21 protein-coding genes, 1 other RNA gene and 1 pseudogene are annotated in these 22381 nt (G+C 58.4%); 7 read left to right on the top strand and 16 right to left on the bottom strand.

Translation table 11 applies throughout. The features are described from left to right. The 13 genes and pseudogenes from D8U82_RS28245 to D8U82_RS03370 form a co-directional block, all read right to left on the bottom strand. Window positions 1–187: pseudogene (locus D8U82_RS28245) on the bottom strand (hypothetical protein); the annotation flags it as partial. Beyond that, window positions 184–792 (bottom strand): hypothetical protein, encoded by a 609-nt coding sequence (locus tag D8U82_RS03425; RefSeq protein WP_130901653.1) that lies wholly within the window; start codon window positions 790–792, stop codon window positions 184–186. The pseudogene D8U82_RS28245 and the gene D8U82_RS03425, both read right to left, overlap by 4 nt. Further along, the gene (locus D8U82_RS03420; protein ID WP_130901652.1) at window positions 789–1109 is read right to left on the bottom strand and encodes an AlpA family phage regulatory protein; all 321 of its coding nucleotides are present in this window, start codon (window positions 1107–1109) and stop codon (window positions 789–791) included. The genes D8U82_RS03425 and D8U82_RS03420 overlap by 4 nt, the downstream gene beginning before the upstream one ends. 88 nt (window positions 1110–1197) lie before the next feature. After that, window positions 1198–2037: a hypothetical protein gene (locus D8U82_RS28015; RefSeq protein WP_177434105.1), complete on the bottom strand. Its 840-nt coding sequence runs from the start codon at window positions 2035–2037 to the stop codon at window positions 1198–1200. A gap of 280 nt (window positions 2038–2317) precedes the next feature. Then, on the bottom strand, window positions 2318–3553 hold the full coding sequence (locus tag D8U82_RS03410; RefSeq protein ID WP_130901651.1) for a tyrosine-type recombinase/integrase: 1236 nt from the start codon (window positions 3551–3553) through the stop codon (window positions 2318–2320). Window positions 3554–3720: 167 nt separating this feature from the next. Beyond that, window positions 3721–4109: a transfer-messenger RNA gene (ssrA, locus tag D8U82_RS03405) on the bottom strand. 95 nt (window positions 4110–4204) lie between these two features. After that, entirely contained in the window at window positions 4205–4480 is a 276-nt protein-coding gene (locus D8U82_RS03400) for a hypothetical protein (RefSeq protein ID WP_016771781.1), read from the bottom strand. 206 nt (window positions 4481–4686) lie between these two features. Beyond that, on the bottom strand, window positions 4687–4968 hold the full coding sequence (locus D8U82_RS03395) for a hypothetical protein (RefSeq protein WP_016771780.1): 282 nt from the start codon (window positions 4966–4968) through the stop codon (window positions 4687–4689). 111 nt (window positions 4969–5079) lie between these two features. After that, a complete protein-coding gene (locus D8U82_RS03390) occupies window positions 5080–7890 on the bottom strand; it encodes an FAD-binding and (Fe-S)-binding domain-containing protein (RefSeq protein WP_130901650.1) in 2811 nt (936 codons plus the stop codon). Continuing rightward, a complete protein-coding gene (locus D8U82_RS03385; RefSeq protein ID WP_130901649.1) occupies window positions 7887–8558 on the bottom strand; it encodes a lactate utilization protein in 672 nt (223 codons plus the stop codon). The genes D8U82_RS03390 and D8U82_RS03385 overlap by 4 nt, the downstream gene beginning before the upstream one ends. Further along, window positions 8555–10012, bottom strand: a complete 1458-nt coding sequence (locus tag D8U82_RS03380; protein ID WP_130901648.1) for a LutB/LldF family L-lactate oxidation iron-sulfur protein — start codon at window positions 10010–10012, stop codon at window positions 8555–8557. Before D8U82_RS03380 ends, D8U82_RS03385 begins: the two co-directional genes overlap by 4 nt. Then, window positions 10009–10833, bottom strand: a complete 825-nt coding sequence (locus D8U82_RS03375) for a (Fe-S)-binding protein (RefSeq protein ID WP_016771777.1) — start codon at window positions 10831–10833, stop codon at window positions 10009–10011. The genes D8U82_RS03380 and D8U82_RS03375 overlap by 4 nt, the downstream gene beginning before the upstream one ends. Window positions 10834–10982: 149 nt before the next feature. Then, window positions 10983–12677, bottom strand: coding sequence for a lactate permease LctP family transporter (locus tag D8U82_RS03370; RefSeq protein ID WP_122601818.1), 1695 nt, complete (start codon window positions 12675–12677; stop codon window positions 10983–10985). A 263-nt stretch (window positions 12678–12940) separates the two neighbouring features. On the opposite strand from D8U82_RS03370, the gene D8U82_RS03365 reads away from it, so the two are divergent. Further along, window positions 12941–13708, top strand: coding sequence for an FCD domain-containing protein (locus D8U82_RS03365; RefSeq protein WP_016771775.1), 768 nt, complete (start codon window positions 12941–12943; stop codon window positions 13706–13708). Window positions 13709–13843: 135 nt separating this feature from the next. Here D8U82_RS03365 and smpB read toward each other — a convergent pair whose 3' ends face one another. Further along, window positions 13844–14326, bottom strand: coding sequence for an SsrA-binding protein SmpB (gene smpB / locus D8U82_RS03360; RefSeq protein ID WP_007953781.1), 483 nt, complete (start codon window positions 14324–14326; stop codon window positions 13844–13846). A 119-nt stretch (window positions 14327–14445) separates the two neighbouring features. On the opposite strand from smpB, the gene D8U82_RS03355 reads away from it, so the two are divergent. Genes D8U82_RS03355 through D8U82_RS03345 form a run of 3 tightly spaced genes read left to right on the top strand, consistent with a single transcriptional unit; the run spans window position 14446 to window position 16598 of the window. Then, on the top strand, window positions 14446–15849 hold the full coding sequence (locus D8U82_RS03355) for a sodium-dependent transporter (protein WP_016771774.1): 1404 nt from the start codon (window positions 14446–14448) through the stop codon (window positions 15847–15849). Between the two features lie 7 nt (window positions 15850–15856). Beyond that, window positions 15857–16291, top strand: coding sequence for a type II toxin-antitoxin system RatA family toxin (locus tag D8U82_RS03350; protein ID WP_016771773.1), 435 nt, complete (start codon window positions 15857–15859; stop codon window positions 16289–16291). Beyond that, window positions 16284–16598 carry an RnfH family protein gene (locus D8U82_RS03345; RefSeq protein ID WP_110603497.1) on the top strand — a complete coding sequence of 105 codons (315 nt, stop codon included), beginning with the start codon at window positions 16284–16286 and terminating at the stop codon, window positions 16596–16598. Before D8U82_RS03350 ends, D8U82_RS03345 begins: the two co-directional genes overlap by 8 nt. A gap of 61 nt (window positions 16599–16659) precedes the next feature. Here D8U82_RS03345 and D8U82_RS03340 read toward each other — a convergent pair whose 3' ends face one another. Beyond that, window positions 16660–17187 (bottom strand): outer membrane protein assembly factor BamE, encoded by a 528-nt coding sequence (locus D8U82_RS03340; protein WP_110603496.1) that lies wholly within the window; start codon window positions 17185–17187, stop codon window positions 16660–16662. A gap of 97 nt (window positions 17188–17284) precedes the next feature. Between D8U82_RS03340 and fur the strand changes: the two genes are divergently transcribed. After that, window positions 17285–17689 carry a ferric iron uptake transcriptional regulator gene (gene fur / locus D8U82_RS03335; protein ID WP_130901647.1) on the top strand — a complete coding sequence of 135 codons (405 nt, stop codon included), beginning with the start codon at window positions 17285–17287 and terminating at the stop codon, window positions 17687–17689. A 76-nt stretch (window positions 17690–17765) separates the two neighbouring features. On the opposite strand, the gene recN is transcribed toward fur, so the two are convergent. Beyond that, a complete protein-coding gene (gene recN / locus D8U82_RS03330) occupies window positions 17766–19439 on the bottom strand; it encodes a DNA repair protein RecN (RefSeq protein WP_016771769.1) in 1674 nt (557 codons plus the stop codon). A 240-nt stretch (window positions 19440–19679) separates the two neighbouring features. Here recN and grpE point away from each other — a divergent pair, with 240 nt between their 5' ends. After that, window positions 19680–20246 (top strand): nucleotide exchange factor GrpE, encoded by a 567-nt coding sequence (gene grpE, locus D8U82_RS03325; RefSeq protein ID WP_039759570.1) that lies wholly within the window; start codon window positions 19680–19682, stop codon window positions 20244–20246. 102 nt (window positions 20247–20348) lie between these two features. Next, a complete protein-coding gene (gene dnaK, locus D8U82_RS03320) occupies window positions 20349–22265 on the top strand; it encodes a molecular chaperone DnaK (protein ID WP_042608859.1) in 1917 nt (638 codons plus the stop codon). Window positions 22266–22381: the final 116 nt, after the last annotated feature.

Raw genomic sequence — 22381 nt, 5'->3', positions numbered from 1 at the left:
TTTCGCAGTGGAGGGAGAGGGCGCACCAGGTGCCGTCGGCCCAACTCAGTACGCTAACCACGCGGCCTCGCTTTTCCTGTCGCCTGCGGTGGCGTTCGAGGCGCTGCATGAGACGAGTAGAAAATCCGATCCGGCGCAGTACGGAGAACGGATGCATCAAGGCGTTATCAGCGATCTTGCGATTCATGCTGCCCCCTGCGTATTCGCGAACAGTGGAGGCGGTGTTTCGCCTTTGAGCCAAGCGAGGATCTTGCTGTCTTCAGCACAGCGGCGACGGTGTACAACGGCCATTTGCTCGCGGCGTTGTGCAACACACTCCTCGACATAACCGTTCAGGTCGGAGGTCAAGCGCATATCTTGATGAGCGCGCTCGCTTGTCGTCTTCTCGACGGCAAGATCCTCATCCATGATCCGTTGCCATACCGCCGGATCGTTCGCGAATCCCGCTGATTGATCGACGAGCCAGTAGGTAACCCAGTCGGTCATGCCCCGCGATTTCAACGAGGCGAGTCGGCTTTCGCTCATAGCAAAATAGCCGGAGCCGTGAACGCTCGAAAACTCTCTGCGCACCGCATTTTTGCGGATCAGTTCGGGCAGCTCCCAAGGATTGGCTTTGAGTGGAAGTACGAGACCGTCAGGGCTGAAAAAAAACGCTTCCTGCTCTTCACCGTTCCAGCTCACACCCGCGATGGTGCGATGGCGCCAGTTGATTTCACCAGGTTGATAGAGTCGGAATCCGATGCTGTACGAGTCAAAGAATGGTCCCTTGAAAGGGCAGTAATTGCGCTTCATGCGGCCACCTGATCACGGGCCTCAATGCGGCTTTTGACCCAGCTCTGGACTTCAGAAAGAACCCACGCGACAGGAGCTCCGCGTGCGTTGCTATTGCTCAGTTTTACTGGTCGTGGAAAACCACTTTCAGGGCACTGCATCAGCTTGTAGAGAGTCGAGCGCTTGAGTCCCGTAGCTATCTCAAGACGCGGCATGCGAATGAGGGTAGTGGCGGGATCAAACGGAGTGGCTAGATCTGGTACGGCGGAAGGAGAGTCGAAAGGATTAGCAAGATTTGAAAAGGTTGGAGCGGTGAATTGGGTGAGGTTCTTTGTCATTGGTATTGCTCTCGATTGGTTTGGACGAGAGCAATGGTCTAGAGATTGGGCGGCGGTGAGCAGTTCACTTCCATTTGAAATTTCAGGTTTACACCACGAAGTTGCGCTTGAGAATTGCCTCGACACTTTTACGAGACAACGCCTTTTCGGTTTCAAGGGCGATCCATCCAGCGCGCTGCGCGGGTGGTTTTGCGACTTCCTGCTCGAGCCAGGAATGTACCTTCGAAGTTATGTCCCTGTGTGACATGCCGCTCGCCAAGTAATGAAGGCCCTGCTTAGTGATAGCCGCATCGCGGGTGGTCATGTCTTGAGCACGCCCTATCCCACTGACGACGCCACCTTTCTTGCGAATGGCGTTTTTTATAGCTCTATCTGCGGTTGGGGTCAGCTCATCATCGATAAGGCAGGGAAGTGAAGTAATCGGTTCCAGATGAAGCGCGTATTGCTCGAGCGCCTCAATGCGTTCGTGCGGGTCAATCTGAGTCTCGACGAAATTACAGTAGAAGCTCCAAGGCCAGTCGGTCGGATGCTTCGACACGTATGACCAGACCTTTTGATCGGCTTCACGCATCCAGTCGCTCAAAATGCCGAGTGCCTTCACAGCGCAGGCCATGATGTAGGCCGCATGTGCCTCTCGATCCGAAGCAGCGTGACACCCGCTGTATTGGCGAACCCAGTGTGCGAGGCGCGCTCTGTGGTCGGTAGAGGCGTACTGAAAAATGGTTTCCTCATGCATGGTCGCCTTGATGCACATGCTGCTGAGATCGCTGCTGATGCCGCTGCTCTGGATGCGCTGACAGCACTGATCGATCAAGTAACACACATCGGTGAGCTGTTCGCGGCACAGTGCATAAAGCGACTGGTCCGATAGGAAACCCCTCAAGCCAGAAGTGAGTGCCGAATGCGCGATGCTTTGGTTAGTAGTCATTGGTCAGTGGCTCGCGCATCGTCTCCGCTTTGATCCCACGCCCTATATTTTGCGAGCGTAACCAGCGAAAGCCCTTTGTCAGCGCGGAGCAAGCAGCGGCCCGCAGCAGGGCGAAGCCTCGTTTTGGCGTTACACGTTTGTGCCGAGTTACATCGGGTGTACGAGCATCCGCGCAATCGTGTAACAAGCCTTAGAGTCAATAAATTCAGGCGTTTGGTAACAGTCGTTACATGCGTAACACCTGTAACACCGTTTTTTGGGAGGATATGGAAACCCACGTTCATACCACTTCTTCAAAATGCCCGTGAGCGACATTTCCGGCAGCCAACTGATCCAGGTAATCCGCGTACCACTGCATCATCGTTGTACGTTGTTTGAGGTAGACGGCTTTGTTGTAAACACCGGCAACTCCATCCTTCACGTGTGAAAGTTGGGCCTCAATGTGGTTTTCATCAAAACCATGCTCGTTAAGGAGCGTGCTTGCGATGTGTCGGAATCCGTGGCCAGTTTGTCGACCTTCATAACCGAGGCGACGTAACGCCATCAGGAAGACAGTATTGGAGCGCGCTTTGGTTGTGTCGCTGCGGCCTGGGAAAAGTAACTGATAGCTGCCGGTCAAAACATACAGCTCTTTCAGCAGGGTTACTGCTTGGTGCGGAAGTGGCACTAGGTGCTCTCGGCGGCGTTTCATTCGCTCCGCCGGGATTGTCCATAGCGCTTTTTTTAAGTCGAACTCCGACCACCGAGCCTCCCGAATTTCGGACGGACGACATGCCAGCATGGAAAGCAGATGCAGGCCGATACGGATATCCATAGCACTTGGATACGCTCGGATTGCACGGAGCAGCGGAGGCAGTTCTTCTTGGGATACATGGGCGTAGTTTTCCGCCGGTTTCGTCTGAAGAAATTTGTGAAGGCCTTCCAACGGATTGTGGGTTGCCCGGCCGGTTACCCTAGCAAGATCGTATATCTCACGACACATTCCCCGTACACGGCTGGTCTGCTCAATAATCCCTTTCCGTTCCATAGAGCGAAGAAAGTCCATCCACTCCATCGGAAGGATCTCGCGATAGGAGCGCGTTCCGAAAACTGGGAAGACGTGAAGCTCTAAAGCGCCGATGGTTCGAACGGCGGTGCCGTTGGTCCAGCCTTTTCGTTTGGACGCGTACCACTCCCGAGCAAGTTTCTCAAAGGTATTACTGGCACTTTCCAACTCCGCAGCTTTCTTGGCTCGCATCGTTGCCAAGGGGTTGCTCCCTTCAGCTGTACTAGCCCGCAGTTCGGTCGCTTTCTGTCGTGCAGCAGATCCAGTAACTGCCGGGTAACTGCCTAGCCCTATCCAGGACCACTTACCGTCAGCCTTCTTGTATCGAAGCTGCCATGACTTTTTGCCATCCGGCCGCACTCGGAGATATACGTTGTTTCCATCGTGCTCGCGGTATTCCTTGGAGTCGGGTTCCAGAGTCGCTACGACCGTGTCTGCCAGAGGACGACGTTTGATTTCAGTGCGTTTCATTTCCTTGTACCCATCAGTTTCAATTTACATCCGTGGTACACGGGAGGATACAGCGCATGCTGGGATAGGGGTAGACAGGGACGGATAGCCAGAAACAAGAAAGCCCGCACAGGGCGGGCTTCTTGAGGTGTTTCGTAGACTGTCTGAGACAGGTCTAGATTGCTATTTGGTGGAGCCGGGGGGATTTGAACCCCCGTCCGCCAGTACTCCGCTGTCGGTACTACATGCGTAGCCGTGTCTATTAAGTTAACCCTCAGCGACCCGACGGGCAGGGTGCTTTGGGCGAGTTGTGTAAGTTTTAGCCGCTTCGTCCACAACGTACTGCACGGCGATTCTGTTCTATATGACAATCATTTCGGGTTTACAGACATCCCCTGATGATTGCTGGACCCGAAGGTACCAGGAGCATTGTCAGCTGCAATTAAGCAGCGAGAGCAACACCGTATTGGTCGTCATTGGCAACTATAAGTAGTTGCAACAGTGGATTTACGACTTCTGTTACCAAGTCGGCATGCACCTAGAGTTTCGCAACCGGCGTCGAATCCTAAACGGCCCCGAACTCATTGCCCGGTGAATCTGTTCGGGCAACAAGCGTGCACAGTGTACGTCAAAACGCTTGGCAGGCCAACCCGAAGGTTGGCCTGCGCGACATCAGTTACGCGTCGGGTTACGGATCTGCATCTTGCTGATGATGCCGTTGGTAACCTCGATGCATTCCTTGTCGTTGCCGGACGCCTGGGCCGCAGTGGCTTTTTCCTGTGCTTCCTTGATGTTATTCATGGAGCTTTCAGGAAGGGACGGCTGGCTGGTGACGAAGTCTTTGATGCTTTGAAGATTCCCGGCACAAAGGTCTTTGTCGGCCGCGAACACCGGCGAGGCCAGAAGTGCACCAGTGATAAACAATCCAGCAATTGCAGAATGCTTCATGGGTATCTCCTTGAACGATGGGGGCTCGGTGCTGCCGGACGGTCTGGCCGCGATGCCGAGGTCAAAACAAGCGAGGTCAGTATAGGACCTGTCTGGTTGACCGCTTCGCTGCGCAGGAATTCGGTTTTATTTGCAACGAATGTCAAATGGCCAGATCGGTCGACCAAGTGCCGATGCAGCCGACCTGTAAAAGGTCGGCGCATGAATCATTTTTTGGTGTCACCGGTAGCGTTTTGAATGTCCAGCAGGGTTTGCTGGGTTTCAGCGAGGCAGTCGTCAATCTTGCCTTGTGCTTTCAGGGCGCGGGCTTTGCTGACACTGGCCGAGACGCGCGCATTCAGATCCGGTGACGTCTGGTATTGAGTCTTGGCGCTATCGATTCTCTGCAGATTGGCATCGCACAAATCGGCGGGTTTTTCAGCGGCGAACGAAGTGGACGCCATCATCGAGGCAGTGACAAACAGACCTAACATTACAGAGCGGTTCATGTGTATCTCCTTGAACTGAGGGTTCAGACTTCGCTGACCGTTGAACAGGCCCCGAATGGTCCGGGGCATGTGCAGTGGACTACCGCCTCGCTCAAGGGTTCTGATTTTTGTTCAGCAGACTTTGGCCTGTGTCACCCGATCCACCAGATAAACCAGCCCGTGGTAGTCGATGCCACCGTGCTGGGTCAGGCCGATTTCGCAGGTGCGGCTCGTGGAAATGCCCTCGCTGCAGTGCTGCACGGCGTCCTTGAGCGTACGCAGCGAATGGCTGTTCAGCTCCGGTGTGGTGAAGCCTTTGTCGCCGGCAAATCCGCAGCAATGTATGCCTTCGGGAATCACCACGGTGTTGCTGCATTTGCGCGCCAGATCGATCAGCGCCTGGCTTTCGCCCAAGTGTTGAGTGCTGCAGGTCACATGCACGGCAATGGGCGCTTCCTGGGGTGTGAAGTCCAGACGATCCAGCAGATGCGTACGGATGAAGCGCACCGGATCGTACAGATCCAGTCGCGTTTCGCCGATGTCCTGCACCAGTCGCAACGTACACGGGCTGGTGTCGCAATAGATCGGATCGAGGCCGCCGCGACTGGCGTGGAGCAGGGCGCTGATCAGTTCCTGGCGCTTGTGCTCGGCCTGTTCGGCGTAGCCTTTGGAGGCGAACGGCTGGCCGCAGCAGAGATTGTCCTGGTTGTCGGGAAAGACGACCTGGTAGCCGGCCTTTTCCAGCAGGCCACGGGTTTTGTCGTACAGCGACATTTGTTCTTTATCACCCGCCGCCGGGCCCATCACCCGCGACACGCAAGCCGCCAGATAAACCACGCGCGGGCGCTCGTCGGCCACGCTCGGGCTGAAGCGAATGGCTTTTTCCGGCTGTGGCATGGCGTTGGTCCACAACGGCACCTGGCCTTTGGACAAGCGCGTCAGCGTCGCCGACAACTTCGCCAGACGCGGTGCGCCGAGCATCATCCGCGCGCCGTTGGCGACGTGCAGCGTGAAGCGTGCGCCTTGCAGGGTTTTGGCGAAATTTCCTTCGATCCAGTCAGCGGTTTTCTGATGCTTGGCGTGTCGGCCACGGAGTTTTTTCACCAGTTCGCCGGTGTTGATGCCTACAGGGCAGCGTTGCGCGCACAGACCGGTGGCGGCGCAGGTGTCGATGCCTTGGTAGTCGTAGGCTTTTTCCAGTTCGGTGGTGTCGACGCCGGCGCGTTTTTTCGCCTGGATATCGCGCCAGATCACGATGCGCTGGCGCGGGCTCAAGGTCAGGCCTTTCGATGGGCAGACCGGTTCGCAGAAACCGCACTCGATGCACTTATCCACAATCTCGTCCGCCGCCGGCAGCGGTTTCAGGTGCTTGAGGTGGATCTGCGGATCTTCGCTGAGCACCACGTCCGGATTGAGAATGCCGTTGGGGTCGAGCAGGCGTTTGAGCTGCCACATCAGTTGATAGGCGTCGCTGCCCCATTCCAGTTCCACGAACGGCGCCATGTTGCGGCCGGTGCCGTGTTCGGCCTTCAGCGAGCCGCCGAATTCCACCGCGACCAGTTGCGCGACGTCGTCCATGAACGCTTGGTAGCGTGCGATTTCTTCCGGGCTGTTGAAGCCTTGGGTGAAGACGAAGTGCAGATTGCCTTCCAGTGCGTGTCCGAAAAGGATCGCTTCGTCGTAGGCATGTTTGTCGAACAGCTCGATCAGGCGATTGACGCCGATCGCCAGTTGTTCGACCGGGAAGGTCACGTCTTCGATGATCACTGTGGTGCCGGTTTTGCGCACGGCGCCGACGGCGGGGAAGGTGTCTTTGCGGATGGCCCAGAGGCGGGCGTTTTCCACCGGGTCTTCAGTGAAGTCGACCTGCTTCTCAACGGGGAAATCGCGCAGGGACGCCATGATTTGCGCCAGTTGTTCCTGCAGCAATGTTGACGAAGCCGCGCGGGATTCGATGAGCAGCGCGCAGGCATTTTCCGACAGCAGCTGTACGAAAGCGGGCATGCCTTTTTTGTCCTGCACCGAGCGCAGACTGCGTCGGTCGAGCAACTCCACCGCTGACACTGGTTGGCTTTTCAGCACGGTGACCGCGTTGCAGCAGGTCTCGACATCGGGGAACACGATCAGCGCCGAGGCCTTGTTCGGGTGATCGATGACGGTGTCGTAAGTCACCGCGCTGATGAAGCCGAGCGTGCCTTCGGAGCCGACCAGCAGGTGGCTCAGGATATCCACAGGCTCGTCGAAATCCACCAGGGCGTTGAGCGACAGGCCGGTGGTATTTTTCAGACGGTATTTGTGGCGAATTCTTGCGGCCAGTTCGGTGTTGGCGCGGGTCTCGCGGCCTAATGTCGCCAAGCGTTCAAGCAGGTCGCCGTGGCTGGAGCGAAATGCCGCGACGCTGGCAGGGTCTTCGCTGTCGAGGCGCGTGCCGTCGGCCAGCACCAGACGAATCCCGGCCAGGGTGTGATAGGTATTCTGCGCGGTGCCACAGCACATGCCGCTGGCGTTGTTGGCGACGATGCCGCCGATCTTGCAGGCATTGATCGACGCCGGGTCCGGGCCGATCTTGCGCCCGAACGGTGCCAGCCAGGCATTGGCCTGCGCGCCGATCACCCCTGGTTGCAGGCGGATCTGCGTGCCTTGGCCGCGAATCTCGCGGGCGTTCCAGTTATCCCCAAGCACGATCAGCACGGAGTCGCTGATCGCCTGCCCGGACAGGCTGGTGCCGGCAGCGCGGAAGGTCACCGGCACGTGGTCGCGCTGGGCCAATTGCAGCAGCGCCACCACTTCGTCTTCAGACTCGACGCGGATCACCAGTTTCGGGATCAGCCGATAGAAACTGGCGTCGGTGCCAAAGGCCAGGGTCGACAGCGGGTCGTCGAAGCGCCGGTCTGCTGGAATCAGTCGCTCGGCATCACGCAGGAAAGCAGCAGGAAGACTCATTGATCCTCCAGAATCAGCACGACCAGATCTTTCGGGCCATGTGCGCCATACGCCAGCACCTGTTCAATATCGGCGGTTTTCGACGGGCCGGAGACCAGCAGCGCGTTGGTCGGCATGCCTTGCGCCCATTCGAATTCCTCTTGCACTTGATAGAAGTTGTCGCGGATTTCGCTGGCCTTGAGCAGGGCGAAATGCACCGGCGGCACCAGGCTCATCAAGCGCGGTTCCTCACGGGTAGGCCAGATGATCAGGCTGCCGGTTGCGGCGATGGCACCGAGGGTGCCAGTGAGGCTGGCCGGGGTGTCGTTGAACAGCTCGGCTTTCCACTCTTCCATTGGCCGGTCGTAGGACTTCAGTTCTGGCAGCTCGGGATTGTTCGCCCAGTGCTGTGCGATGCGTTGCCCGTGCGGTGTGGTCGGTGCGATCAGCAGGCTCGGCAACTGGCGGTCACGCAGCAGTTGCGCCAGTAATGCCGGCCACTCGGCGCCCGAGGTCAGGTGGATTTCGGTGTGCACCGCCTCCATCAGTTTGCGCAGTTGCGGGATGCGTTGCTCGGCGCTGTAGGTGTAGGGCTGGGTGACCAGATCGACATCGAAGTTGTCGGCAATTGGCGTGGTGCCGGTCAGACTTTTCCGCAGTTTGCCGAGGATATTTTGCTTGGCGCTCATCGACGCTCTCCCTGTTTGGCCAGATGCTCGCGGGCCATGTCATGCAACGAACGCGCGGCCGGTTTTGGCGCGCTGTGGTTTTGCGTCCATGGGCCGACATTGCTCGGCGTAAGGGCGCGCAGGCGCGTGGCGAAAAAAGCGAACAAGCGGTACAGCGTCGGCGAGCTGTTGAGTCTGGCCCAGGCGTTCCAGATGAAGCGCTCCTTGCGCGAATACTTGCTGCCCTGGCCACGCATCACCTGATTCGGTGCGTCCGGGGCTTTGACGTTTTCCTCGCGCAGACGGCGCAGGATCGCCGGGATCGGAATTTTCACCGGGCAGACTTCACCGCAGGCGCCGCACAGTGAGGACGCGCTCGGGTGGTCCGGGACCTTGGCCAGGCCGACCATGTGCGGGGTGATGATTTTGCCAATCGGCCCCGGGTAGACCTCGCCATAAGTGTGGCCGCCCACTCGGGTGTACACCGGGCAGTGATTCATGCAGGCGCCGCAGCGGATGCAGTTCAGGGTCTGGCGCAATTCACTGTCGGCGAAAGCCTGGCTGCGACCGTTGTCGAGCAGGACCAGATGCACTTCCTGCGGGCCATCGAGTTCGTGTTCCTTGCGCGGGCCGGAGATCATGTTGACGTAGGTGGTGATCGGAATGCCCAGCGCCGAGCGCGTCAGCAGTGACAGCAGCGGCACCACGTCGCGCAGGTTTTCCACGACTTTTTCGATGCCGGTGACCGCGATATGCACCGGCGGCACGGTGGTGGTCATGCGCCCGTTGCCTTCGTTTTCCACCAGCAGCAGGGTGCCGGTTTCGGCGACGGCGAAGTTGACGCCGGAGACGCCGATGTCGGCTTCGAAGAATTTCTGCCGCAGGACGCTGCGACCGATCTGAATGAGTTGGTCAACGTCCTTGGTGTATTCCACGCCAAGTTTGTCGTGGAACAAGGACGCGACCTGACCGGCATTCTTGTGGATCGCCGGCATAATGATGTGTGAAGGCTTCTCGTGGTCGAGCTGGACGATGTACTCCCCCATGTCGGACTCCAGACATTCAATGTCCCGAGCCTCGAGGAAATGGTTCATCTCCATCTCTTCGCTGACCATCGATTTGCCCTTGATCACTTGCCGCGCCTCGTGAGCGCGGATGATCGACAGGACGATGCCATTGGCCTCGTCCACCGTTTCCGCCCAGTGCACTGTCACACCGTTGCGGGTCAGGTTCTGTTCCAGTTGATCGAGCAGGTCGGGCAACTTGGACAGCGCGCGGGCCTTGATCGAATTGCCCAGTGCGCGCAAGTGTTCTCTTTCGTGGGCATCGCTGAAAGCCGCTGCCCGCTTGGTCATCAGTGAATCCATGGCAGTGCGGAAGTTGTTCCGCAGCTGCTGATCACCCAGGGCATTGTGTGCCCGGGTGCGGAAATCTTCTTCTACGGCGACCGTAGGAATAATCGTCGAGGTGCTCATTGCGCACCTCCGGTTCGCTGCCAGAGGAAGCTCGCCAGATGTTGCCCGCGCAACGCTTGCTGCTGTTTCTCCAGAGCGCCGTTGATGTTCATCAAACAGCCGCAGTCGGCACTCAGTACCTTGTGGGCGCCGGATTCTTTCAGCGCGCGGGTCTTGTCAGCCACCATCGCGCCGGAAATGTCTGGCATACGGACGCTGAATGTCCCACCGAAGCCACAGCATTCGCTTTCGTGGTCGTGATTAACCCGCTCCACGTTGCTCAACTGCGCCAACAACTCGCGGCCGTGCAGGTGGGTGTTCATTTCGCGGCGTGCCGAACACGAGGTGTGCAGCGCGACTTTCACCGGTTCGCCGCTGTCCTTGAGCTGCACCTTGCAGACGAACAGCAGAAACTCGGCCAATTCATAGGTGCGCGCTGCGAGCGCCTGCACCTGTTTCAACGTCTCCGGCTCGTCCTTGAACAAGTCGGCGTAATGCTCGCGCAGCATGCCGGCGCAGGAACCCGACGGCACCACCACCGGATAATCGCCGGCAAACAACGCCAGTTGCGAGCGCGCTACCGTCCGCGCCTGCTCGGTGTAGCCTGAGGTGTAGGCCGGTTGGCCGCAGCAGCTCTGCCCTTGCGGATACTCGACCCGAATCCCTTCGCGCTCCAGCAGATGGATCGCGTCCATCCCGGCTTCGGGGTAGAACAGGTCGACCACACACGTGCCGAACAGGTAGACCCGCGACGGTTTCTCGCTGGGGTATTGCCGAGGTTCGGGCAGTGGCGGTGCCACGCGGGTCGCGTTCGGCACAGCGTTGTAAAAAAGCTCGCTCATCAGGCGTGTCTCCGGGTGGGCCCGGTTATCCGTCTGCTGCGGCTGCCGAATATAAAGCGCATTGCTTTCAGCAGCCTTACAGACCCGGTGGTGAATTGCTGACGCCGGATCACGGGCCGGCGTCGGTTATTTCCGTCTTTCTTGTAGGTTTAGTGCACCAGCATGCCGGTGAACCAGTAGGCCTGAGCCAGGGTGATCAAACCGACAATCGTTGCAAAGAATAGGCTGTGCTTGAGGGTGAAGCGGAACAGATCCGATTCCTTGCCGACCAGACCGGTCGCGGCGCAGGCCACGGCGATCGATTGCGGCGAGATCATCTTGCCGGTCACGCCGCCGCTGGTATTGGCCGCCACCAGCAAAGTGTCGTTGACGCCGATCTGGTGGGCGGTGGTCGCTTGCAACGAACTGAACAGCGCGTTCGACGAAGTATCCGAACCGGTGAGGAACACGCCCAGCCAACCGAGGAACGGCGAGAAGAACGGGAACGCGGCGCCAGTACCCGCCAGCACCAGGGCCATGGTCGACGACATGCCGGAGTAGTTGGTGACAAAGGCGAACGCCAGCACCATGCCGATCGACAGGATTGGCCAGCGCAGTTCGTAGAAGGTCTCTTTCAAAGTGGTCAGACCAGTTTTGAAATTGATCTTCAGCACCAGCATCGAAATCAGCGCGGAGAAGAAAATCGCCGTGCCGGTGGCGGAAATCGGATCGAGCTTGAACACCGCTGGAATGGCAGTCGGATTGGCCACGATCGGCGCAGTCTTGATCACCAGTTGATCAAGGTGCGGAATCGCGAAGTTGAACACCCAGCCGTACATCGAGCCGCCGGCAGCGAACATAGCTTTGAAAGGCTTCAGCGTCCAGATCGTCACCAGCACAGTGAGGATCAGGAACGGCGACCACGCCTTGAAAATTTCCCCGAGGCTGTAGGGCGAAGCCACTGTGGTGCGCTTCTGGCCGAAACCGCCGACGCTGGCGCTGACCACCGAAGCCGACACGGCGCCGACGATGTGCTGGCCGGCGGCACGGCGCGGTTGCCAGACCTTGAGGAACAGGGTCAGGGAAATCAGGCTGGCCAGCGCCGAAGTGATGTCCGGCAGTTCCGGGCCGATGAAGTTGGAAGTGAAGTATTGGGTGATGGCGAAACTCAAGCCTGCCACCAGCGCGGCGGGCCAGGTTTCGCGCACGCCGCGCAGGCCGTCCATCATGAACACCAGCCAGAACGGCACGAACAGCGACAGCAGTGGCAGCTGGCGACCGGTCATGGCGCCGATCTTGAAGGCGTCGATGCCAGTGACCTGGCCCGCCACTATGATCGGAATCCCCAGCGCGCCGAACGCTACCGGCGCAGTGTTGGCAATCAGGCACAAGCCGGCGGCGTACAGCGGGTTGAAGCCCAGTCCTACAAGAAGTGCGGCAGTAATCGCTACCGGCGCACCGAAACCGGCAGCACCTTCCAGAAATGCGCCGAAGCAGAAACCGATCAGCAACACCTGCAAGCGCTGGTCATCGGTGATCGACAGGACCGAACTGCGGATGACTTCGAACTGACCGCTCTTCACCGTCAGCTTGTAGAGGAACACCGCCGCGACAATGATCCAGGCAATCGGCCACAGACCATAAGCGAAACCATAACCAGCGGCGGCGAACGCCATGTCCACTGGCATCTGGAAGGCGAAAATCGCCACGGCAATCGAAAGCGCGAGGGTGATGCTGCCGGCCACATGGCCTTTGAGACGGAACACCGCCAGGGCAAGAAAGAAGAACACGATGGGAATGACGGCCGCGAGAGCGGAGACGCCAAGACTGCCGAGCGGACTGTAGAGCTGTTGCCAGGTTTGCATGGTGGGGTGGCCCCTAATTGTTGTTGGTCAGGCACTGTAAGCAATCTTGGATAATTGGTAAGACCAATTTACAAGCGCTGTCGGCTAGGGTAAAAGCCTTGGTGGCGGTGTGTCAATTTGCCGCTCTGAAACTTTCGTCGAAGATGCGGTGCAGAGGGCAGCTGATCCGGTTTGGCGAAGTGGCGTCTGGCAGGTGTCGGCGGCGCGCGGATAGGCCAGAATAGACACCCCGGCGAGCGGTCGGGATCGTGGAGAAATGAGTTATGGGCTTTGATCAGATACGTCAGCGCCGTTTGTCTGACGATATTGTCGAGCGCCTCGAAGGGATGATCCTTGAGGGCACGCTGAAGTCGGGCGAGCGGCTGCCGGCCGAGCGAACGCTGGCCGAACAATTTGGCGTATCACGCCCGTCATTGCGCGAGGCGATTCAGAAACTGGCGGCCAAAGGCTTGCTGGTCAGTCGCCAGGGCGGCGGCAATTATGTGGTGGAAGGCCTGGGCTCGACGTTCAGCGATCCACTGCTGCAATTGCTTGAAAGCAATCCCGAAGCGCAACGTGATTTGCTCGAATTCCGGCACACCCTGGAGGCATCGTGCGCCTACTACGCCGCATTGCGCGCGACCGATGTTGATCGCGAGCGCCTGACCGCTGCCTTCGAAGAGCTGCAGGATTGCTACTCGCGTCACGAAGAAGTCAGCCGGGCGGAAGAGGGCGCGGCGGATGCGAAGTTTCACCTGGCGATTGCCGAAGCCAGCCATAACGCGGTGTTGCTGCATACGATTCGCGGCTTGTTCGATCTGCTCAAGCGCAACGTTGTGACCAACATCGGCGGCATGTACAAACAGCGCACGGAAACCCGCGACATGCTGATCTCGCAGCATCGGGAATTGTATCTGGCGATTATCGAAGGGCGTGCCGAGCAGGCGCGGGAAGTGTCCAGCCGACATATTCTGTATGTGCAGGAAGTGCTGGAAGAGGTACGTCAGGAGGTGCAGCGCATGGCTCGGGCGGAGCGGCGCAAGGGGATGTAGTCAGTTAGTTCTGCAAACGATCGTTCCCACGCTCTGCGTGGGAATACAGCAATGGACGCTCTGCGTCCGCGTTGTGACGCGGAGCGTCACGGGATGCATTCCCACGCAGAGCGTGGGAACGATCAGGGTGGAAAACTAATCTTCCTTGCCCTTGTTGCGCACCGCACGCTGCAATTCACGCCCGGCATCGCGCTCGCGCTCGGTGTCGCGCTTGTCGTATTCCTTCTTGCCCTTGCCCAGAGCGATCTCGCACTTGACCATGTGCTTGCTCCAGTACCAGGACAGGCAGACGCAGGCGTAACCCTTCTGCTGCACGGCGGCGGCAAGCTTGTCGAGCTCGCGGCGGTTGAGCAGCAGTTTGCGTGTGCGCACCGGGTCGGCGATGACGTGAGTGCTTGCGGTCATCAACGGCGTGATGTGGCTGCCGAGCAACCATGCTTCGCCATCCTTTAGCAGCACATAGCTGTCGACCAGCTGCAACTTGCTCGCCCGCAGACTTTTTACTTCCCAGCCGGCCAGGACCAGACCAGCCTCGAACTTGTGCTCGATGAAGTAATCGTGTCGCGCCTTTTTGTTCTGCGCGATGGTCCCTGTTGGGTGTTTCTTCTGTTTAGCCATAGGGGCGGCATTATATGGAGTTGTTCGGCTGTCGGCTACGGTGTTGCTGCGTGCTTGAGCAGGTTGAGTGAATCCCGGACAATGCGGCCTCTTTTTCTAACGCTTGGGCGTGATAAACGATGTCGACAGACAAGGTTTCTGTCCACGGCAGTTGGGCTAGCCGCTGGGTATTCATACTCGCCGCGACCGGTTCGGCCGTGGGACTGGGTAGTATCTGGAAGTTCCCCTACATGGTCGGGGTCTACGGCGGCGGCGCCTTTGTGCTGATGTTCCTGGCGTGCATCGCGCTCATCGGTGTCCCGGTCATGCTCGCGGAAACCCTGATCGGCCGGCGCGCCCGGCAAAGTCCGGCGAATGCCCTGAAGGTGTTGGCACTGGAAGCCGGGCACTCGGCGAAATGGTCGTGGGGCGCGTTTGCCGGGATGATCACGGCCCTGCTGATTCTTTCTTTCTACAGTGTGGTCGGCGGCTGGTCGCTGGATTACATCGTCGACATGGGCCGTGGCGATTTCCAGGGCGCGACGGCCGATCAGGTCGGCGCCTATTTCGGCAATGTCATCTCCAATCCATGGCGCCTGACACTTTGGCACACGATTTTCATGCTGCTGTCGGCCTTCGTGATCGCCAAAGGCGTGGTCGCCGGGCTTGAACGCAGCCTGCGAATCATGATGCCGCTGCTGTTCGTGATGATTCTGGTGCTGCTGGGCTACAGCATGACCACCGGGCATTTCATGGAAGGCGTGCATTTCATGTTCGACTTCCACCCGGAAAAAGTCCTCGACGGCCTGCTGCCGGCGATGGGGCACGCGTTCTTCTCGCTGAGCGTCGGCGTCGGCTCCATCATGATCTACGGCGCCTACATGCCGAAGAACACCTCGCTGTCGGGCACGGTGGTCGGTGTTGCGCTGTTGGATACTTTCGTATCGCTGGTGGCCGGTCTGGCATTGTTTCCAATTGTATTTGCTGCTGGTCTGAATCCAAGCGAAGGCCCGGGGCTGATGTTCGTCAGCCTGCCGTTTGCTTTTGGTAACGTTTTTTTCGGCCAGTTGATGGGCGTGGTGTTCTTTGTGCTGGTCGCGGTGGCTGCCTGGAGTTCGGCTATTTCGCTACTCGAACCGATGGTGGCTTACCTGGTTGAACGCACTAAAATCAGCCGCATCTGGGTGACGTTCTGGCTTGCGTTCACCTGCTGGTTCGTTGGTCTGGGCACGGTGTTTTCTTTCAATATCTGGAAGGAAGCCAAGTTTTTCGTGAACGAAGGCGGGGCGTTCAGCCTCTATCAATGGGGTGCGCAGAGCGGTCTCGACTTCTTCGGCGTGATCGATTTCTTCACCTCGCGGATCATGTTGCCCCTTGGTGGCTTGTGTTTCGTGCTGTTCGCGGGATGGGTAATGGGGCGTGAAGCGGTGCGGGATGAATTGTCCATCCGTAACCCGGTTCTATTTGCCCTGTCCCTGTTCTTGATGCGCTACGTGGCGCCTATCGGCATTCTTGTAGTCTTTGCCGCTCAGCTCTGGAAGTAACGCTTACATGACGACACATATCCAACGATCCGCGCTCCTGCCGTACCCGGCGCAGTTTCTCTACGACCTGGTCAACGACGTCGCGCGGTACCCGGAGTTTCTGCCGTGGTGCTCGGAGGCTGAAGTGCTGGAAAGCTCGCCGGAACACATGCGCGCCAGTGTCGGCGTGGCCAAGGGCGGTCTCAGCCAGCATTTCGTCACGCGCAATACGCTGGTGCCGGGGCAGTCGATCGAGATGAATCTCGAAGAAGGCCCGTTCACTCAGTTGCACGGCATCTGGGTATTCAAGGCGCTGAACGAAAAGGCCTGCAAGATCAGTCTGGATCTGTCGTTCGATTATGCCGGGCCGCTGGTGCGCGCTACGTTGGGCCCGCTGTTCAATCAGGCGGCTAACCAGCTGGTGGATGCTTTCTGCCAGCGCGCCAAGCAGATGCATGGTTGAGCCGGTGATCGAGATAGAAGTCGTCTACGCGGCGGTTGATCGCCAGGTTCTGCGTGCGATCAGCGTTGCTGAGGGCGTTAGCGTTCGGGCTGCGGTGCACGAATCGGGCATCGCGGCAGAGTTTCCTGAGTTGAATCTGGCGGAGTGTCCGCTGGGGATTTTTGGCAAGGTTGTGGCTGATGCGGATTCGCGCGCGGTTCAGGCGGGCGATCGCATCGAAATTTATCGACCGCTGCTGGCTGATCCCAAAGAAGTTCGACGCTTGCGCGCGGCCAAGGCTGCCGAGGCCAAAGCACGCAATTCTTGAACAGATCAAACGGCAGGCAATAAAAAACCCGGAATGTCCGGGTTTTTTATTGCCTCGCCTATTACTGCGGCGAGGTGTCCAGCGGCTCTGGTGTCGGAACCGGTACGGTTTCCACACCATCGACGTCCTTCTGGATCTGATCCAGCAAGGAGCCTGGTTTGGCTGGCTTCTCAGCTTCTGGCTTGTCGGTGTTTTCAGCCGGCGCGGTCACGGTAGTACCGCTGTCCTTGCCGAGAATGGCTTCATCACGGCTCACACCGGGCATGAAGTCACCGGACAGGCTGACGAGCTGGTCGTTGGAATTGAAGATAACGCTGATTCGTTCCTGCTGGCGTTCACCGCCACCCGGTTGCAGGCTGTACAGATAATCCCAGCGATCGGCATGGAACGTGTCGGCAAGCAGAGGGTTGCCCATGATAAACCGTACTTGCGGCCGGGTCATTCCCGGGCGTAACTGGTCTATCATGTCCTGCGTGACGACATTGCCCTGCTGGATGTCGATTTTGTAAACCCCGGGGAATGAACAACCGGCGAGTGCGAGCAGTCCCACAAAGGTGAAACTGGTTAGCAAGAGCTTGGTGTTTTGCATCGGTGGGCGACTTCCACTATCTTGGCTGGGACAACGTAAACGCCGATCATACCCGCATTAAGAGAAGCTGCGAAGCAGCATCGCGAGAAAGCTGACCATGGTTGAAAATAGCGAACTACGCAAAGCCGGCCTCAAAGTGACCCTGCCACGGGTCAAGATCCTGCAAATGCTCGACTCTACCGAGCAGCGCCACATGAGTGCCGAGGACGTCTACAAGGCGTTGATGGAAGCTGGTGAGGACGTTGGTCTGGCCACGGTTTACCGTGTACTGACCCAGTTCGAAGCGGCCGGCCTCGTGGTCCGCCACAACTTCGACGGCGGCCACGCGGTCTTCGAACTGGCTGACGGTGGCCACCACGACCATATGGTCAACGTGGAATCGGGTGAAGTGATCGAATTCTTCGACGAAGAAATCGAAAAACTTCAGAAATCGATCGTCGAGAAGCATGGCTTCGAGATGGTTGATCACAACCTGGTGCTGTACGTACGCAAGAAAAATTAAGCATGTCGCGCGAATTTCACATTCGCGAAACGAACGAAGGCGACCCAAGGGTCGCCTTCGTGCTTTCTACTATTTGTTACGCCTTGGCGGTCACCACCATTTTTTTCGCGTGAGCCAGGGATTCCTTGGTCAGATCGATGCCGCCGAGCATGCGCGCGACTTCTTCGATTCGCTCGTTCTTCGTGAGCTTCGCGACAGCGGTGTGAGTCGCCTTCTCGTCGCGGACCTTGTGCACGAACAGATGCTGATGCCCTTGCGCCGCCACTTGCGGCAAGTGCGTCACGGTCAGGACCTGGCCGCGATCACCGAGACGGCGCAGTAACTGGCCGACAATCTCGGCAGTCGGACCGCCAATACCTACGTCCACTTCGTCGAACACCAGGGTCGGCACGCGGGAGGTCTGGGCGGTAATGACCTGAATCGCCAGACTGATCCGCGACAGCTCACCACCGGAGGCAACTTTTGCCAGCGCCTTGAGCGGTTGACCGGGGTTGGCGCTGACCAGCAGTTCGACCTGCTCCAGCCCGTTTGGCAGCAACTCGTCGCTGCTGTTGGCTTTCAGTTCGATGGTGAATCGGCCGCCAGGCATGCCCAGGCGCTGGATTTCCTGCTCCACCGCACTGGCGAGGCTGCCGGCCGCTTGATGACGAAGGTCGCTCAGCTCGCGCGCTTTCTCCTGATAGTGGCGGGCATAGGACGCCAGTTCTTCGCCCAGGCGCTCGATGGATTCATCGTTAGCATTGAGGGTTTCGATTTCATCGAGCAGCTTCTGCTGCATCTCGCCGACTTCGGTCGGTTGAATCCGGTGTTTGCGCGCCAAGGTGTAGATAGCGTCGAGACGCTCTTCGAGGTATTGCAGGCGAGCCGGGTCGGCATCGAAATTGTCGAGGAAGCGATTGAGCTCACCAACCGCTTCTTCCACCTGAATCTGTGCGCTGGTCAGCAGACTGCTGGCTTCACCCAGCGCACCCACCGAACTGTTCACGCTGGAAAGTCGATTGAGGCTGGCGGTCAGCGCATTCAGCACATTGCCGGAGTCGCTTTCGCTGCATTGCTCGACCACTTGCCGGCAAATGCCCAGCAAGGTTTCGGCGTTGGTCAGGTTCTTGTGTTCCTGCTCCAGTTGCTCCAGTTCGTTTTCGCCGAGACCGAGGTTTTCCAGTTCTTCGAGCTGATAGCTGAGCAGTTGATGGCGTGCGCGTTGTTCGTCGCCAGAGTTGGAAAGGCGCTCCAGTTCCTGGCGGGTCTGACGCCAGCGTTGCGCGGCAAGCTGCACCTGACGCGCCAGATCGGTGGCGCCCGCATACTCGTCAAGCAGGCGGCGATGGGTGTCGGTCTTCAACAGCGATTGATGTTCGTGCTGGCTGTGTATGTCGATCAGCAGCTCGCCGAGGGCTTTGAGGTCGCCAAGCGGGCAGGGCGTGCCGTTGATATAACCGCGCGAACGACCTTCCGAGGTGATGACGCGGCGCAGGATGCAAGGCCCGTCGTTTTCCAGATCGCGCTCGGCCAGCCAGGCGCTGGCTTCAGGAATATCAGCCAGGTCGAAGGTGGCGAGAATGTCGGCTTTATCAGCGCCCGGGCGAACCACGCCGCTGTCGGCGCGATCACCCAGGGTGAGGCCCAGGGCATCGAGCATGATCGACTTGCCGGCGCCGGTTTCCCCTGTGATCACGCTCATCCCGCGATCAAGTTCGAGATCGAGATGTTCAACGATGGCGTAGTTATGTACGGACAGGTGCACCAGCATAAAGGCAGCTCCCAGGCTTGAGGTCTGGTTATTTATACAGTGTTTTGTTCAGGCCTGACAATGCCCTCGCTTAGCTCGATTTGCTTGATCGCAAAGTTTTCTTAGCGCATTCAAGAATGACTATTCAGCACTTTTTTGTAAGGACAATCGATTGCAGCCCTTGAAGCCTGATTTTGCGGCCCCATATATCGGGGCAGAAGCGCGAGTCAGGCTCGCGGACGAAATTGAAAGGAGAATTCTATGGCTGACGAACAGACAGTAGATACGCAAAACCCAGATGCCAATCAGGCGCCCGAAGGCTCGGGTGACGACCTGGCGACCCGTGTGCAAGTGCTCGAAGAGCAATTGGCCGCCGCGCAGGATCAGTCTCTGCGTGTTGCTGCCGATCTGCAGAACGTTCGCCGCCGTGCCGAGCAGGACGTCGAGAAGGCGCACAAGTTTGCCCTTGAGAAATTTGCCAGCGACCTGCTGCCGATCGTCGACAGCCTGGAGCGCGGCCTCGAGCTGTCGAGCCCGGACGACGAAAGCATCCGCCCGATGCGCGAAGGCATCGAGCTGACCCTGAAAATGTTCCACGACACCCTCAAGCGCTACCAGCTTGAAGCGATCGATCCGCATGGCGAGCCGTTCAACGCCGTTCACCATCAGGCGATGGCCATGCAGGAAAGTGCCGACGTCGAGCCGAACAGCGTGTTGAAGGTTTTCCAGAAGGGCTACCAGCTCAATGGTCGCCTGCTGCGCCCGGCGATGGTCGTGGTCAGCAAGGCGCCGGCACCGGTTTCGCCTTCGATTGACGAGCAGGCTTGAAATTAGCCGCAAGGCCCCCATTTAGAAGTCAAGCGTTTAAGTGCTACCGCAGTCAGCCACCACTGCTGCGGCAACAAAATCCAAAGTTTCGGGAGAGTGAACATGGGCAAAATTATCGGTATCGACCTGGGGACTACCAACTCCTGCGTCTCCGTGCTGGAAAACGGCAAAGCCAAAGTTATTGAAAACGCTGAAGGCGCGCGTACCACGCCGTCGATCATCGCTTACGCCAACGATGGCGAAATTCTGGTAGGTCAGTCGGCCAAGCGTCAGGCTGTAACCAACCCGCACAACACCCTGTACGCGGTAAAGCGTCTGATCGGTCGTCGTTTCGACGAAGAAGTTGTGCAGAAAGACATCCAGATGGTCCCTTACAAGATCGTCAAGGCTGACAACAACGACGCCTGGGTAGAAGTGAACGGCCAGAAAATGGCGCCGCCACAAATCTCGGCTGAAATTCTGAAGAAGATGAAGAAGACCGCCGAAGACTACCTCGGCGAGGCAGTGACCGAAGCGGTGATCACCGTTCCGGCCTACTTCAACGACAGCCAGCGTCAGGCCACCAAAGACGCCGGCCGCATCGCTGGTCTGGACGTAAAACGTATCATCAACGAGCCAACCGCAGCTGCTCTGGCTTACGGTATGGACAAGGCCAAGGGCGATCACACCGTGATCGTTTATGACCTGGGTGGCGGTACCTTCGACGTATCCGTTATCGAAATCGCTGAAGTTGACGGCGAGCACCAGTTCGAAGTGTTGGCCACCAACGGTGACACCTTCCTCGGCGGTGAAGACTTCGACATTCGTCTGATCGACTACCTCGTTGACGAATTCAAGAAAGAAAGCGGCATGAACCTCAAAGGTGACCCGCTGGCGATGCAGCGCCTGAAAGAAGCCGCTGAGAAAGCCAAGATCGAGCTGTCGTCCGCTCAGTCGACCGACGTCAACCTGCCGTACATCACTGCAGACGCGACCGGTCCTAAGCACCTGAACGTGAAGATCTCGCGTGCCAAGCTCGAAGCACTGGTTGAAGACCTGGTTCAGCGCACCATCGAACCTTGCCGCATTGCCATGAAAGACGCCGGTATCGACGTCAGCGCGATCAACGACGTGATTCTGGTCGGTGGTCAGACTCGTATGCCGCTGGTACAGAAGCTGGTTACCGATTTCTTCGGTAAAGAAGCACGTAAAGACGTCAACCCGGACGAAGCTGTTGCCATGGGTGCTGCGATTCAGGGCGCTGTTCTGGCCGGTGACGTGAAAGACGTGCTGCTGCTCGACGTCAGCCCGCTGACCCTGGGTATCGAAACCATGGGTGGCGTGATGACCGCGCTGATCGAGAAAAACACCACGATTCCTACCAAGAAATCGCAAGTGTTCTCGACTGCCGACGACAACCAGGGCGCTGTGACCATTCACGTTCTGCAGGGTGAGCGCAAGCAAGCCGCACAGAACAAATCGCTGGGCAAGTTCGACCTGGCCGACATTCCACCAGCTCCACGTGGCGTGCCGCAGATCGAAGTGACCTTCGACATCGACGCCAACGGCATCCTGCACGTCGGCGCGAAAGACAAGGCTACCGGCAAGACCCAGTCGATCGTGATCAAGGCCAACTCCGGTCTGTCCGACGAAGAAATCGAGCGCATGGTGCGTGACGCCGAGGCGAATGCCGAGGAAGACCGCAAGTTCGAAGAGCTGGCCGCTGCCCGTAACCAGGGTGACGCACTGGTGCACTCGACTCGCAAAATGATCGCTGACGCGGGCGACAAGGTCACCGCCGAAGAGAAGACTGCAATCGAAGCTGCTGTGGTTGCGCTGGAAGCCGCCGTCAAAGGCGACGACAAGGCTGCCATCGAAGCCAAGGTTGAAGAGCTGTCGAAAGTCTCCGCTCCGGTTGCTCAGAAGATGTACGCCGAACAGGCTCAGCCAGCTGATGGCGCGGCCCCGCAAGGCGAATCGGCTGAGAAGGCTGACGACGTTGTCGACGCCGAGTTCGAAGAAGTCAAAGACCACAAGTAAGTTGTTGGTCGCCCGGTTGACTGCCTTGCGGCGGTGACTGGTAGGATGTCGCCGCGCGGGAGCTTGCCTCCCGCGTTGGCGTATCTGGAATACGTGAATTTTTACAGCATGCGACA

It is taken from the genome of Pseudomonas sp. Sample_23 (assembly GCF_004307595.1).
Taxonomy (GTDB): domain Bacteria; phylum Pseudomonadota; class Gammaproteobacteria; order Pseudomonadales; family Pseudomonadaceae; genus Aquipseudomonas; species Aquipseudomonas atacamensis.
This window is presented reverse-complemented; position numbering and strand designations above follow the sequence as displayed.

Bases quoted from the DNA above. Each gene is read 5' to 3' on its own strand.
- fur (WP_130901647.1), top strand. From the start codon at position 17,285: ATGGTTGAAAATAGCGAACTACGCAAAGCCGGCCTCAAAGTGACCCTG.
- D8U82_RS03410 (WP_130901651.1), bottom strand. From the start codon at position 3,553: ATGAAACGCACTGAAATCAAACGTCGTCCTCTGGCAGACACGGTCGTA.
- D8U82_RS03375 (WP_016771777.1), bottom strand. From the start codon at position 10,833: ATGAGCGAGCTTTTTTACAACGCTGTGCCGAACGCGACCCGCGTGGCA.
- D8U82_RS03370 (WP_122601818.1), bottom strand. From the start codon at position 12,677: ATGCAAACCTGGCAACAGCTCTACAGTCCGCTCGGCAGTCTTGGCGTC.
- D8U82_RS03355 (WP_016771774.1), top strand. From the start codon at position 14,446: ATGTCGACAGACAAGGTTTCTGTCCACGGCAGTTGGGCTAGCCGCTGG.
- dnaK (WP_042608859.1), top strand. From the start codon at position 20,349: ATGGGCAAAATTATCGGTATCGACCTGGGGACTACCAACTCCTGCGTC.
- grpE (WP_039759570.1), top strand. From the start codon at position 19,680: ATGGCTGACGAACAGACAGTAGATACGCAAAACCCAGATGCCAATCAG.
- D8U82_RS03390 (WP_130901650.1), bottom strand. From the start codon at position 7,890: ATGAGTCTTCCTGCTGCTTTCCTGCGTGATGCCGAGCGACTGATTCCA.
- D8U82_RS03425 (WP_130901653.1), bottom strand. From the start codon at position 792: ATGAAGCGCAATTACTGCCCTTTCAAGGGACCATTCTTTGACTCGTAC.
- D8U82_RS03345 (WP_110603497.1), top strand. From the start codon at position 16,284: ATGGTTGAGCCGGTGATCGAGATAGAAGTCGTCTACGCGGCGGTTGAT.
- smpB (WP_007953781.1), bottom strand. From the start codon at position 14,326: ATGGCTAAACAGAAGAAACACCCAACAGGGACCATCGCGCAGAACAAA.
- D8U82_RS03365 (WP_016771775.1), top strand. From the start codon at position 12,941: ATGGGCTTTGATCAGATACGTCAGCGCCGTTTGTCTGACGATATTGTC.
- D8U82_RS28015 (WP_177434105.1), bottom strand. From the start codon at position 2,037: ATGACTACTAACCAAAGCATCGCGCATTCGGCACTCACTTCTGGCTTG.
- recN (WP_016771769.1), bottom strand. From the start codon at position 19,439: ATGCTGGTGCACCTGTCCGTACATAACTACGCCATCGTTGAACATCTC.
- D8U82_RS03340 (WP_110603496.1), bottom strand. From the start codon at position 17,187: ATGCAAAACACCAAGCTCTTGCTAACCAGTTTCACCTTTGTGGGACTG.
- D8U82_RS03420 (WP_130901652.1), bottom strand. From the start codon at position 1,109: ATGACAAAGAACCTCACCCAATTCACCGCTCCAACCTTTTCAAATCTT.
- D8U82_RS03385 (WP_130901649.1), bottom strand. From the start codon at position 8,558: ATGAGCGCCAAGCAAAATATCCTCGGCAAACTGCGGAAAAGTCTGACC.
- D8U82_RS03380 (WP_130901648.1), bottom strand. From the start codon at position 10,012: ATGAGCACCTCGACGATTATTCCTACGGTCGCCGTAGAAGAAGATTTC.
- D8U82_RS03395 (WP_016771780.1), bottom strand. From the start codon at position 4,968: ATGAACCGCTCTGTAATGTTAGGTCTGTTTGTCACTGCCTCGATGATG.
- D8U82_RS03400 (WP_016771781.1), bottom strand. From the start codon at position 4,480: ATGAAGCATTCTGCAATTGCTGGATTGTTTATCACTGGTGCACTTCTG.
- D8U82_RS03350 (WP_016771773.1), top strand. From the start codon at position 15,857: ATGACGACACATATCCAACGATCCGCGCTCCTGCCGTACCCGGCGCAG.